Source organism: Nostoc sp. (assembly GCF_036917615.1).
In the GTDB taxonomy this organism is placed as follows: Bacteria; Cyanobacteriota; Cyanobacteriia; order Cyanobacteriales; family Nostocaceae; genus Nostoc.
In genome coordinates, this window is record NZ_JBALCZ010000016.1 from 1 (window position 1) to 14,123 (window position 14,123).

A 14,123-nucleotide genomic window follows, 5' to 3' on the forward strand; every position below is an offset into this window, starting at 1 on the left:
TGCCTGTGAAACTACTTTACACTGCTTTACAATTTTTTATCAAGTTTTATTACTTCAGTAAAGCTGATATAAAGTATTAATTTTTCTTATTTAAAGGCAAATAACAATGTCAGGATACGCCGAAGCTCTCTTTTGTATGACATCACAACATATATAGTTGTAGAAATTCTGGTTCCATTGCCTACTGTGCTGGGAATAATAGCTTTGTAGATTACCGCTATTCCAAAAAAAATTAACCCTCGGCTTACCACTGGGGGCTTTTTTTGTTTGGCAAAATGGCATATCTAAAAATTAGATGGTTGCTATGGTATTTGAGTAGGATACATTCCATGCGAAAAGTACTGACTTGCATTACCCCTGGTAGTTAGCCAGGGGTTTTTATTGGAACTTTACTTTAGTGGAACTCTAAAAAATTTTCGCTTCCTGAAATCTTGCAAGGTGTAGATAAGTCACACTGTACGGTTTCAGGAAAGTACAACTCATCTTCCTGGCAATATCTTCCACAAACGCGGCAAAACTTGTGTTTTGCCGCGTTTGTATTGCTTTGATCCTCCGTTGGTCAAAATCCACATTTTGTCCCATAACACGTACAACCTTCACAGTTGTCTTGTTGCTTGATCTTTGCCTGCTTACAACCACACTAATTAAGCGAAACTTATATATGAAAAAACTGCTTGCTGATGAATTCAAGCGGCTTTCACGCGGCTGCATCCCAGTTTTTATTTTACGACGAGATAATAACTGTCATTGCGTTCGCGTAGCGTCTCGTAGAAAGGAGGAACGAGGTTCGCGCAGCGTGTCGCAGACAAGCAATCGCATGGACACACTCTTAGGTGGAGGATTTTGCGATTGCTTCACTTCACTTCGTTTCGCTCGCAATGACATGCAAAAAAGTGGGATGCTCCCCTTTCACGCTGCATGAATTTGTTGTACTTACAACAGGAGTGTAAATTTATCCCTCATTCCCTACGCTAATTATAATTTCACTAAACTTGGTAACATCTTTAGTGAAGTGCGATCGCACTTTTAGACTTAATAAAGTTTTTACCAAGAGTCTACCGCGACCTGGGGGCTGATTCAAAAAGGCTTGCTGCAACAATATTAAAAATATTTATTCCCGAAAACCAATAACGAGTTATTCAAGACTATTTGGGAAGAAAGCAGCAGGTGAAATATGAAAAAATTCTGCCAGTTCTTCAATGTGTCTGGTTGTTAATTTACGTCGCTTTTTCAATATGGCCGATATAATAGATTCTGTTTTGAAAATAGGTACTAAATCTTTTTGAAGTAGCCCATTTCCTTCTATCAGAACTTGAAGTAAATCTACTCCATAAATATCAGGCACAGGCTCTTGCGTTTGTTCAAACTCGTAAACTAGAGTGCCTAAAACATTAAGATAATCTTCTTCATCTGATGTTAGCGGGGCGCTGTCTATCAGAGAATCAATAATTTTTTGGGTGACAAATAACTCCTCCTCAGTCTTGATAGGACGAGGAGGAAATGCTTGCAGTAGCTCAATGTAGGTAGGGCGTTTATTTAAACCAAGGGTCATTTTTCCATTTCTCGGTATCGTAATCTGTATGGGTTATTATGTTACGAATAAATATTTTTTTGCTTTGATAGTCAATATAAGTAATAAGGCGATACTTGTTTCCTTGAATATTAAAAACTGTAAGTTCACCTACTGGATCGGCAGAGTTAAAACCTTGGCGAACTTCAAGTATATTCTGCCACTTGGCTGATTTTGCAACTTTGTTCCAACCACGTAAACTAGACTCGGCATCGGGATACTTTTGATAAAAAAGTTTCAATATTGTAGTAGATATAATATGCATAATAAATGAATTTTCTTAGGGTAAAGATCATAAACGTTTCCTCGGCTTGTTACAACTGGATATTCCTAAGTTAGCAATTTGCTAAGTCGGTGTCAAGAGCTTAATGATTAGGGTTTCTCGCTTTATCCCCAATCGCGGTAAACTTTCGGTTAAAAGATACTTGTTACCAGGTTTAGCAAGTGCGATCGCTTACCCGCCTGGTGTGGGCGATCGCCAAAAATCTGATTAAAGATAGCGCTTTTGAGCAGCACATCAAACCCTTATAACTTCGTAATAACTCTAATTACCACAGTGGCAATACTGTCTACGCTTAGAGATTCTACTGAGATATTACACCATTCTTAATAACCGTAAGGTTGACAACTTGGTATGAGTAGTGATTCTAAAATTCCCTGCTTTTCCGAATTAATAAGGCATAGCGATTTTAATTCAACTAGGGAAGTGTCAATATAGGCTTATATCGAAGTGAAAAAATCAAGTGCAACGAATTAACAATGACAGAAGCTAAAAACGTAATCGGTGGAAACCTAGAGGCCTGCTGCGCTTCTCCCATAACTGGGTTTTACCGCGACGGTTTTTGTCGCACAGGTGGTCAGGATTTCGGGTCGCACGTCGTATGTGCCGAAGTGACATCAGAATTTCTGGAGTTCACCAAATTGCGGGGAAACGACCTGAGCACACCTGTTCCTGATTCTAATTTTCCTGGACTAAAGCCTGGCGATCGCTGGTGTTTGTGTGCTTCTCGCTGGCAAGAAGCTCTCGATGCTGGCGTTGCTCCACCCGTCATACTTTCAGCAACCCATGCTAGAGCTTTGGAAATGGTTTCCCTAGACGAACTGAAAAAACATGCCCTAACTTCGTCTTGATTGGGCATTGGGATTGGGGATTGGGAAGAGACAAGAAGACAAGGGAGAGTGGGGAGACAAGGAAGAAACTTGTTCAATAATTCTTGCTTGTCCCCCTCATCTCCCCCTGCTCCCCATTCGCAAGTTCCAAATCAACTCACTGAAACTTCCAAAGGTAGTTTCAATACATTAACAACCATACCAATCAATTTAGTGGGGTCAATTGGCTTAGATAAATGCTGCTGAAACCCTGCTCTTAAGGCTTCTAAGCGGTCTTCCTCTCGCGTGTACGCTGTTAAAGCGATCGCCGGGATACGTCCGCCTTTTTCTGGTTCCAAAGAGCGCAGTTTCCGAATCAGCGTATAACCATCTTGCTCTGACATGCCGATGTCGCTAATCAAGATATCTGGTTTTGCTTGTTCAAGTACTGCTAGCGCTTGATCAACTGAAGCTACCGCAGTGGCAAAAGCCCCATACTCCTCAAACATAAAACTGAGAAAGTTACGGGTATCTGCTTCATCATCTACAATTAAAACTCTTAATCCAGCAAGCGGCCTCGCTGCCAGAGGGGAGGAAATTTCTCCTGTGGCTTCTCTACCCCCCCTGCTACCCCTATTGTCTTGTAGCAGTGGCAGTTTCACAGTAAAGGTTGCTCCTTCTCCAGTGCCTAAACTTTGGGCAAAGATTCTGCCTTTGTGCAGTTCCACTAGATGACGGACGATCGCTAGTCCTAGCCCTAGTCCATTGTGCGATCGCGTTGTGGTGCTATCTGCTTGTCGGAAACGCTCAAATACTTTGGGTAAAAACTCGGAACTGATGCCAATGCCCGTATCAGTAACTTGAATTTGGGCGTATTTGTGAATTGTTTGTTGTTCTTCACCACAGATTACTGACAGATTCACTTCTACCCTGCCACCCTTAGGGGTAAACTTAATCGCATTAGTTAGTAGGTTCCAGACAACTTGTTGTAAGCGGGCTGGATCGCCATAAACTGACCCTACCGAAGTATCCAAAACAGTATTTAACTTAATATCTTTTGCTTCTGCTAGGGGACGCACTGCCTCTAAGGCTGCCTCCATCACTAAGATCAGATTCACAGCAGAAACATTTAACCGCAGCTGACCACGGATAATCCGGGATACATCTAAGATATCCTCAATTAGTTGCATCTGAGATGTAGCGTTGCGTTCAATCGCCTCTAGGGCGCGGGAAGTGGCTTTTTCGTCAAGTTTCTTAGAGCGGAGGATTTTTGACCAGCCCAGCATTGAGGTTAGGGGTGTGCGGAGTTCGTGGGAGAGAACGGCGAGAAACTCATCTTTCATCCGATTTGCTGCTTCTGCTTCCTGTCTTGCCGTCTGTTCTCGAATTACTTGAGCGCGGACTTCTTCTGCTTGTTTGCGTTCAGTAATATCTTCGAGGGTGCCTACATATCCCAGCAATTCTCCTTGACCGGAAAGCATCGGTGATGAGCGAACCTGAACCCAACGGACGATACCATAAGCAGTTTGAAAGCGAAACTCTTCAGAGTAGTCGCGACCTTCACGAATGTAGTTAGACCAACTGGTAACTGCTCGTTCTCTATCTTCTGGATGAACAGATTCTAGCCATTTCTTTTCTAAACTCTCTGCGGCTTTCAAGCCACAAATTGTCTGATAGCGGGGATTAGTATACCTAGACCCTCCTTCAGTATCAATTTCAAAAATGCCAACAGGTGAACAGGTGCTCAGCGATCGCAATCGTTCTTCACTTTGCCTGAGTTCTGCATTCACAGTTACCAGCTGCGCTGCTTGTTGCTTGACGGCTTCTGTTTTCTTAAATAGTTCTACGAATACTATGACTTTAGAAGTCAAAATATTCGGGTCTAATGGTTTGAGCAAATAATCAACTGCACCCAAGGCATAGCCTTTAAACAGCATTTGGTCGCTGGTGCTAAAGGCGGTGAGAAAGATAATTGGAGTGTGACGCGATCGCCCCCGATTGCGAATCAAGGTAGCAGTTTCAAAGCCATCCATCCCTGGCATTTGCACATCCAACAAAATCACCGCAAAGTCTTGATGCAGCAGGCACCTCAAAGCTTCTTCGCCAGAAGTAGCTCTCACGAGATTCTCCCCTAGTTTTTCTAGGATTGCCTCTAGTGCCAGCAAATTTTCTAGCTTATCATCCACTAGGAGGATGTTTACTTTGGGTTCCATCTGCATGGGTTTATTTCCGTGATGAGTGACAAAGCTTGACCATCTGAGAAGCAATGTCTGAGAGTGTCAAAATCCAGTCTACTGTAACAGCAGAAATTGCTGCTTCTGGCATAATGTCACTTTCAGCTGTGGCAGGTTCCTGCACAATAGTCAGTCCTCCCCGCGCTTTTATTTTCTTAAGACCTTGCATACCATCTTGGTTTGCTCCTGTCAATATTACACCAATCACTTGCTGGGTGTAGACATCGGCTGCTGACTCAAACAGCACATCGATAGATGGTCTGGCATAAGAAACAGGTTGATCAGTCGAAAGAGCAAAGTAATCTAGTTCAATCAGTAAGTGATAATCTGCTGGAGCTAGGTAAATATGTCCTGGTAGTATTTCGTCTTTGTCTTCCACTTCTCGAATCGGCAACAAAGTGGATTCTTGTAATAACTCCTGGAGTGTGTTGTTAGACTCCTTGTGACGGTGTTGCACGATCGCGATCGGCACTCGGAAGTCTGCTGGTAAGTTCCCCAGGATAATTTTTAATGCTGATAATCCGCCCAAAGAAGTACCAATCACTACAATTTTAAACGACACTTGTTTAGTCCTCACACCTGTAGATGTAACATCAGTAAACCAAAAAGTTTTTCCCCAGAGCGATCACCAAGAAATAGTTACGTAGAATCAAGTGCTTCAAAACACGCAGTACATTAGCAATACTTATCACATTCTGGGATATCCCCAAAAATGGAATGATGAAATTAGTATTTACCATGTTGACTAAAAAAAATTGACTATTTCCCTCAGAGCAATTAGTTCTAACAGACTCAGAAACCCTGGATGACGTTATTGAGTGCTGAAGATAAAATTTCTCCATTAAAACTTAAGAAGCTTATGACCAACAGAGTTTGTTTGAAATTTTGGTAAAAGCTGCAAGTAGTGGAGATAGTATTGAGAACACAGCAAAAATATTAAAGAACATTCCCACTGCAAATAACCTTAGATATCCTTTTGAGAAAATTAATAATTTTGAGTTATTATAAGCACAGATTAATCAAGGTTTAAAAAGTAGAATTACTGCGACAATTCAGAAAGATTATTTAAAACTAGCGATTGATTTAAAGTTTATTCTATATTATGGAAAGGGATCAAATAAATAATTACCTTACAATCGAAGTAAAGCTAAATCTGGCACTTGTTCATTTTATGCTTACGCGACTTTATATGTTTTAATGTTAACAATTTATCAGCCAAACAAATACAAGTAGTCTTATACCATTTCTTTGTGAGGCTGCGCCAAACTTTTTAATTTCTTATTTCTTTCTTTGTGTCCTACCCTGCGGGAAGCCACTTCTCTACGAGACGCTGCGCGAACGTATCTATGTGCCCTTTGCGGTTCGTTCCTCATATAGTTTGGCGCATCTTCATACAGAATTGCTATTAATATATATTACGTCTACTGCTGAAGCTTTTTGGTCAAAAAAGTATCAAAAGAATACAAGATTTTCGATAATCATCCTTTTGGAAAAAACTTTTTGGTTGACTGAATTTAGAAGAAAAAGTGACAACAGAATATTTATAGTGTGGTCGAAATGTTAAAGTAATAGATGGGTCTACGGGATCAATGCCTGACACTGTAGAGAATCAGAAATCTTACCCTCAACCAAGTAGCCAAAAGCCTAGATGTGGTTTCCCATTTGCAAAAATTGGTGTGCTATTTAGTTTAGTAACAAGAGCCGCTGTTGCTTTAGTTATCGACGTTATGAACACTCATGATATTAAGCTTGCTAGAAAACTATATGAGTTTCTTAATCCCTTAGAATCTAAAACTGCTATTTACCAGTACTGAAATTGATCTGCACAATTAGATCGTTGAAGTCGCGATCGCCACCACCTTTGAGGTCTTCAAAGCCAAATAGATTATCGCCTAGTAGACGAATATGGTCTAGTTTATCTGAATTCGCCCTTAAATAAGCAAAATACACATTATCAAAGTTAGGCTGAATATTATTTAGCCCACCATTGACAATTATAAAAGGTGCATAAATAGCACCTCCCATCAGGTTATTCTTCAAGATAGAACTGGACTGATGGGCAACAGAGAGGTTGATGCTGTCCACTTGATTCTTTAGGGCCACATCCGCATAGCGTACCCGATCGCCATCGGGGCTAAAGCGTTCTCCTGTCAATGGGTCAACCACAGTTCCTTTAGCATCAACTACTTTATAGAAGCTAACCGTGTTGTCATAGTTTGCTTCCCGGTGTAGGGTGAAAGTGGTACTGATCGAGCCTGTTTCTTGGCGAAGATCCAGCACTTCTTTGCGAGTCTGGTTTTGTAAGGTAATTCCCTGAGTAAGGGATTGCAGACTGGCTTGAAAGTTCAGGCTGAGTTGATCTTGCCCTTGCCAGTTTAGCCCCAGGTTGCCCATACCGTCGTCTACCAGCTTGATCGTATCTTGAGTAGAGAGGAACACTTGATTAGCCGTTTGTCCTGTGGTTTGTAGATCGGCCAGAACTGCATCAGTACTATTATTCACCACTACGTAAAAACCAATCTGTTGCCCTAGTAGCAAATCCAGCAACCTTTTAGCCCGTGGATTGTAGCCGTTAGGGAGATTAAATAAAGAAGCTAGTAATACCTGCGATCGCTCCAGAGCCGCTTGCAAATAGCCAGGAGCATCGGGGCTGATGCCGTTGATAGTACCATTCTGGTCATCAACCAGGAAAATACCTGATTCATTCACCGTCCGATTATTGGTCAAACCCGTAGCGCCTAGTTGGAACAAAACATCAGAATTTTTCCCTTCCAGAACAGCAACCCCACGATTGCGCTGGGATACAAACAGTCTGGCATCTAGATCCGGAAACTCAATGGTAAAAGGCAGATCCTGCCGTTCCAGCAAAGCACCCGACAGTGATTGGCGGACACTCAAGAGATTACCCATCTGTGGCAGATCCCGTTTAGCCACAAATTCCATACTGATTTGATTGAAATCCAAAAGGGGCGATGCTAGGGGAGTGGAGGCTGTAGCAAAGGGATTAATACCTGCTATGTTTGATTTGCGGTTGAGTTGCAGGATGATTTGCCCTCTAGTATCTTCATAATCCACTTCCCAGTCTTGAGTGAGGTCATCTGGCAGGATGGCTTTATTAAATTGCAAGGCGGAGGTATCGTAATTCAGTACCAGGAAAAACCCATCCGATGCAGTTTTAGTTTGATCCAGTTTCTCAATATTGACATTTAATACAACTGGGACAATTTCACCAATCAGCGCCCGCTTAGTTGCACCCACATTCAGCATGGCGATCGGTTTTGGTGGAGCAATTTGTTTCCTCTGGATTTTGATGTTGTAATCCCCTTCTGTTTCATCAATCGGACTAGATGTTACTGCAACATAATAGTTTCCAGCTTTGGGTGCGACAAACTCCAGATAGCGAGTATTTGACCCAGCATCAAATCCCTCTTGATTAGCCAGCAGTTGTCCTTGGTCGTCGTATAATTCAATCAATGGATCAAGGACTTGGGGATTGACGCTCACCTCAACGGCAATAAAGTTTTTCTCATCCAGTTGCACTTTGTAGTAATCAATATCCTGTGAACCAGGTAAGTTCACACTGTTGCCAATTTCCTCTGTGCCCTCGTAGGTAGTGTCAACAGATAGGTTGGTGTTAATCGCACTGGCGATGGAATCATTATCTTGTGGTTCTAGGGTAGCCGGATCGCGGGGGATGAGGTTGAGAGCGAGTTCGTAATTGTCTGCCACCAACCGTTCAAAGCCAGTGTAGCGATCGAGCAGGTCGGTATTTTGCTGCATTACTACATAGTAAGTACCGCCAAAATCCGCTTCAAACTCTAGCGTCTTACCATTTTTTGTTTGCTGATCTGGTAATAGGAGTGTCCCATCCTGGCTGTGAAGTTCGACTATTAATCCGGCAGTGGTATTGAGATTGACTTGAAGTTGGTCGCCCGATCGCAAAACAACAGTAAACCAATCCTGATCCTCATTAGGGTCATCTTTCTCCAGGGCATCTCCAATTATTCCCGTGTAAGTGTAACTAACATTGTCGGGAGCTAGAGTTGTGGCGATCGCCTCCTCAAGAGTGTCATTGGTAGGAGTTTCAGTCGGAATATCCCGCAAGCTGCGAATCAAGAGATTATACTGCCCTGCCACGTCAAAGGGTAGATCAGATTGTCCGCGATCGACAACGCCACTTTTCTTAAGGAACGGATCGTAGTTGTCATTTTTGGCATGACTCACACCCACGTAGTAAGTACCAGCAGCAGGAGCTTGGAAGTAGGAGAAGCTGTAGTTAGATTCCCCGACATCAGCCGCTAATTCCTTACCACTACTGTCAAATATCCGCACAGCAGTTTGAAATTTTAGGTTACGCCAATCTTGAGTAGCAATTGCGTAGATGACTTCATCGGCTTGCAGGGTAATTTTGTATAAATCAACATCTAACCCCAGTTCATCTAGTTCATAGTTATCGCCGATCGCTCCTTGAATGGAAAACTGACTCACTCCCCCCGGTTGAATTTGAGTATCAGTTGCAGCATTCAGGAAGTCATTGGTATAACCATTTACCAGAGGTTCTTGGGCTAGTTCAGCAGGTGGAGTCAGTTGGAACTGTACGTTGAAACTCGGCTCTGTCGCTGGATCAAATTCCTCCGAAATTAGGCGCACATAGTAAGTGCCTGCCTGACTAGCCATGAAGTCAAAACCCATATCTGCATTCGTTGGTGCATCCTTGCCGAAGATTGATTCTTCCTAAGTAGACAGAATCACAAACCCTTCTGCATCCAACAATTCCAGTACAGCAGGACTATCCAAGGATTGTGTAGTAGCTACCCGAATGACTTCACCAGGAAATAACTCAACGCTCACATACTGGTCAAAAGTGAGAGTTTGGGTCGAGGAAAGCTGAGTTGCTGTTAAACCAGCGTTGATCGCATTTTCCAAAGGATTTGGACGAATATCTAACTCATAAGCACCCGTAAATTCACGGTGGTTAATTTCCGGGACGCCCTTGAACTCTTCTGTTAAACCGTTAGGCAATAAATCCCACTTGGCGGTGTAGTAGCCAGTGCTACCACTATTTAGTCCCCTACCCGCTTGATTGGGGTGATAGTTACTCGCTTCATAAGTACTTAACCCCACATAATAAACCCCGTCTTCTGGAGCGACAAAGGTTAGATAGGGGTCTTGAGGCTGGTAGTCCTCGCCACTATCCTCTGTATTTTCCAATGGAGAGGGGCGATCGTCACTGAAGCCGATGGGGTTGCCTTGGGCATCAAAGACGCGCAGGAAGGGGTCAAAATCTACTGCAAGTTGCTGGTTATCAGTGTCAGTGGTGGTGTCGTCGAAGCCATCTCCGTTGTCATCTTCATAGGTCTGGTTGTCTGAGTCATCAATTGGGTAGCTATCAATATCAACGACTAGCGCCTGACCCTTGAGGAGGGTGATACCCCACAGGTCTACATCCTGCCCAGGTAAGACCGTAAAATTATCACCGATCGCCCCTTCTACGTAGAACTGATTATTCTGGAAGACAACCTGTTGAGCCGTATTTAGAGTATCGCCTTCTACATCTTGATCATCAAAACTATCATCGAACTCCAGATATTCAGCGTAAGGATTATCACTGACTAAAGGATCATTGGGGCTACTGAAGCGTTGTGCGTAGTTGCTGACCGCGAGATAGTAAGTACTTGTGGTGTCGGGGGTAAAAGTGAGATAAGCGTCTCCTTCAGTGACAGCTTTATACTCATAGTCGTTCAGATCATCCAGATTGATTTCAGGGTCAATGTCCGTCGCCACGAGATTGCCCTGGTCATCAAACAGGCGCAAGAAGGCATCAAGTTGGCTACCGATGATACTGGCATCCAGGCGAATCGTGACAGTTTTATCTGCTTGTAAATCCAGCTTGTAATAGTCAACGTCCAAATCTGGATCGTCCAGTGTCGGATTATCCCCGATCGCTCCCTCCAACAGTAGACGATTCTGCCCCACTAAGGGAATTGAAGATGTAATTGCACTAGCAAAGCGATCGTTGACAACCTCTGGAGTTGCCGCCGTGCGGGTCAGACTGAGGTTATAATCCCCCAGAGAACCCAGCAATGGAATGTTGGAGTCTGAGTTTGTAGTTGTGGGGTCGTAGCTATCATTCGTACCCACCCCAATGTAGTAAGTACCAGTGCGGGGAGCGAGGAAATTAAACTGATCATCGTGCAGATCAACCGGAATCTCTTCTCCCTCTTCATCAAAAATCCGCAGAGTCAGATCGGTAATTTCAGTATTGGTGAATTTCAACTGGAGGTTTTCATTCAGTTGTAGAAATACTTGGAGCATATCCACATCCTGATTTTGTGACTCAGCCGGGTTATCTCCCAACGCTCCTTGATAAATGATTGTCTCACCGATATTGAGGGCGATCGCACTTGCCGTCTCCAGGTTATCATTCGTCGTCATCTCCACCGAGTTGGGTACTAGGTTCACATCCAGGGTGTAGTCCCCCGTGATCCCAGCTGCCAAACCACTATCGGGTATCCAGGGCAAATACTTGTCACTGTCCTGATTACTGATGCCAACATAATAGATTCCTGTCTCCGGCACTGCAAAACTGAAGGCACTACCAGTGCTGATTGGCTGAAAAGCTACCTCCCTAGCTTGCTCATTGAAGACACGTACAATCAAATTAGCAACTGTACTACTAACCTGGAAGTTGAGGGTATCTCCCTCATGTACCAGCACTTGAAAGATATCTACATCTTTACCAGGTGCTATCTCACTGGCGATATTGTCACCAATAGCACCCGTGTAGCTATAGGTGCGTTGATTGAAGTCGAGAGATATCTCCTGCGGGGCAAAGATAGTATCACTGACATCGGCAGTGGCGTTGCTCAATGAAACATCCTCAACATTTAAAGCATTGACAGATGGAGTGGCGCTACTCAATGCTGAAACTTCCCCAGCCTCGCCAAAATCCCTAGCATTCAAGGCATTGGTAGACAATAAGACAGCCCGGGAACGTGCAGCCGCAACACCTGATGCAGACGGCTTCACCTCATTGCCCAGGAAGAATAATTTCCGATCTTTGAATTCCAGCAGCTTATATGATAAAGCAGGCTTGGGAAAAGTCTCACTCGTAACAACTAAGTTAGCGAAGAAATTGGCAAAGACCGAGACATCTGCCTTTAAGTCAAAGAGTTTGCCCAGATTGTCGGGAAAGTTCTGAAAGCCATAGCTCACCTCATCCAGTCGAATTTTGCCATCTTTGTCTGGATTTACCCGTGTTCCGGGATTGCGAGCCTCAAATAGCTTTCCGTCTACCAAATCTATATTTGCCGTTGCTTTGATGCCAGCCTGTCCTCCTATATTAGCCACGCTCACCCCAACGTAGGCTCCACCAGCTAAACTGCCTTCAACTTTAATCTCCGGCAGATCTACCTTCGTCAGTGGGTCAACGTCATACAGAAACAGACCACTCAGCAGAGATAAAATTTGATCTAAAGCATAGCCACTCTTAGCCCAGTCTTTAATACCGCGTGTGTCAAAACCTCCGCCCAAGTTCAGGTCTGCAAGTAGCCCCACCCTAAGAAATAGAGCGGCTGGTATAACGCCAATGACAAACGGTATGGGGAAAAGATATTCTGTATCAAAACGCGCTTTCGGCAATAAAAAGTCAATTAGCGTCGCATCTTTGCCATCTAGTAACTTAATTAGTTCACGCGGATCGGTGAGGATGGGCAAACCAAAGCCTTTAATCCGGAAAAGTTGATTAATTTTGTCTTTGAGATAGCGAACGGTTTCGTCATCGCCCAGACCAGCCAACAGACGAGTCGCAATCTGTTTGTTACTGGCTCCTGCTTGGATCGCATTTTTGAGGGAGGTGTTATGGCGATAGTCAATCTTACTCGACTGATTAAAAGCTCCCCCAAAGCCCGGATTTCTTTCAAAAACACTGGAAACATTATCACTAGCTTGGGGTTTTGAATCTGCTGCCAAAATTTTTTCGATTATTTGTGGGAATTGGTTAGCAACTAGATTAACCACAGTAGACAAAAGACTAAGATAGCCTACTGTGTCCACCATCCCCCCATATTTCTGCTTGATATCTTCAGCAGAGATAGATTTACCGTTCTGGATCTTTTCTCTGAAAATGTCTGCTGCTATGAATAATTCCAACGCAGAAATAGCAAAATCTCCATCCACATCAAACTGTTTGGCAATACCCATCCTGGCAAAGGTGGGATAGAGCTTGGTGTCTTGCGTCAGAAAGCTTAAAGCGGGACGGGGATACTTGAGGATTGAATCCAGTCCTTGGAAAAACTTAATCACCCAGCCCAAGGTGCTGCCAGGATAAAACTTGGGTGAGAGAGTGTAGTTAGTGGGGTCACTGAGTTGATCAAAGCCAAAGGCAATATCAGCCCCCAAAGAGGGGAAGTAGTAGCCTAGAGAACCGCTAAAACTCGATTTCCCACTCAGAGAAACCTTAGCCTTACCACTCAAACTGGTAGTAGCTGGGTTAGTTGGATCATTTTGCAATTCAGTCAGACTTAACTGACCGTCTTTGGTAGAACCATCTTGTAGTTGTACATTTACACCCAACTGCACACCAGGATTTTTATCGTTAGTGTTGGTTGGGGTAGATTGGTTGTTTGTCGTCAGGGACACAGTGGTAGGACTACCCAGGGTGTTTACAGGATACACCGGCTGGGGAGAATCACCTAACCCTGGCCCTGACCACAACACTGTCAGACGTGCATTGTCAGCTCTATCTATATATTCAACTTTCAGGGTGTAGGTCTGGCTACTCTGTAAACGCTGGGTGATAGAAACAGGGTCACTGCCAGGGCCAGTATTCCATTTATCGAGCAGAAGTTGATCATTCAGATACAGGCGTACCCCATCATAATTGTCTGCTGTTGTGATGGAGAAGGTATAGTCGCCATCCCGTGGTGGCTGGATTTTCCCCGTCCACCTGGTACTGAAGTCATCAGAGTTAATAATAGATGGGTAGGGAGAGCTACTACCCCAATCCTTCACCAGAGACTCTTCATATTGTTTTAGTGAGGGTAAACCAGACAGATTTGAATTATTGAAATACTCTGCGACAAAGGAGTTGGCACTGCTATTGATGGCAGCAGGCTGCAAGCCAACGGTATCAACACGAATGGCACTAAGAAAAGCTGAAATACTTGTCTGGTAAGGGGTTTAGCAAACTAATAGTTTTAAGGGCGGGAATCAGAATAATCTGCAACTCT

At 43.7% G+C, this 14,123-nt stretch carries 8 protein-coding genes; 2 read left to right on the top strand and 6 right to left on the bottom strand.

What is annotated here, in order from left to right; all coding sequences use genetic code 11:
- Window positions 1-1,135: 1,135 nt before the first annotated feature.
- Window positions 1,136-1,552, bottom strand: a complete 417-nt coding sequence (locus V7K85_RS04565; RefSeq protein ID WP_334811465.1) for a helix-turn-helix domain-containing protein — start codon at window positions 1,550-1,552, stop codon at window positions 1,136-1,138.
- Window positions 1,533-1,835: a type II toxin-antitoxin system HigB family toxin gene (locus V7K85_RS04570; RefSeq protein ID WP_334811466.1), complete on the bottom strand. Its 303-nt coding sequence runs from the start codon at window positions 1,833-1,835 to the stop codon at window positions 1,533-1,535. Before V7K85_RS04570 ends, V7K85_RS04565 begins: the two co-directional genes overlap by 20 nt.
- Before the next feature lie 103 nt (window positions 1,836-1,938).
- Between V7K85_RS04570 and V7K85_RS04575 the strand changes: the two genes are divergently transcribed.
- A complete protein-coding gene (locus V7K85_RS04575; protein ID WP_334811467.1) occupies window positions 1,939-2,064 on the top strand; it encodes a hypothetical protein in 126 nt (41 codons plus the stop codon).
- A gap of 265 nt (window positions 2,065-2,329) precedes the next feature.
- Window positions 2,330-2,701: a DUF2237 family protein gene (locus V7K85_RS04580; protein WP_334811468.1), complete on the top strand. Its 372-nt coding sequence runs from the start codon at window positions 2,330-2,332 to the stop codon at window positions 2,699-2,701.
- A gap of 131 nt (window positions 2,702-2,832) precedes the next feature.
- On the opposite strand, the gene V7K85_RS04585 is transcribed toward V7K85_RS04580, so the two are convergent.
- The 4 genes from V7K85_RS04585 to V7K85_RS04600 form a co-directional block, all read right to left on the bottom strand.
- Entirely contained in the window at window positions 2,833-4,878 is a 2,046-nt protein-coding gene (locus tag V7K85_RS04585) for a hybrid sensor histidine kinase/response regulator (protein WP_334811469.1), read from the bottom strand.
- A gap of 4 nt (window positions 4,879-4,882) precedes the next feature.
- A complete protein-coding gene (locus V7K85_RS04590) occupies window positions 4,883-5,455 on the bottom strand; it encodes a chemotaxis protein CheB (RefSeq protein WP_334811471.1) in 573 nt (190 codons plus the stop codon).
- A 1,235-nt stretch (window positions 5,456-6,690) separates the two neighbouring features.
- On the bottom strand, window positions 6,691-9,585 hold the full coding sequence (locus V7K85_RS04595) for a DUF4114 domain-containing protein (RefSeq protein WP_334811473.1): 2,895 nt from the start codon (window positions 9,583-9,585) through the stop codon (window positions 6,691-6,693).
- A 42-nt stretch (window positions 9,586-9,627) separates the two neighbouring features.
- Complete coding sequence (locus tag V7K85_RS04600; protein ID WP_334811474.1) at window positions 9,628-14,013, bottom strand: PA14 domain-containing protein; 4,386 nt, start codon at window positions 14,011-14,013, stop codon at window positions 9,628-9,630.
- Window positions 14,014-14,123: the final 110 nt, after the last annotated feature.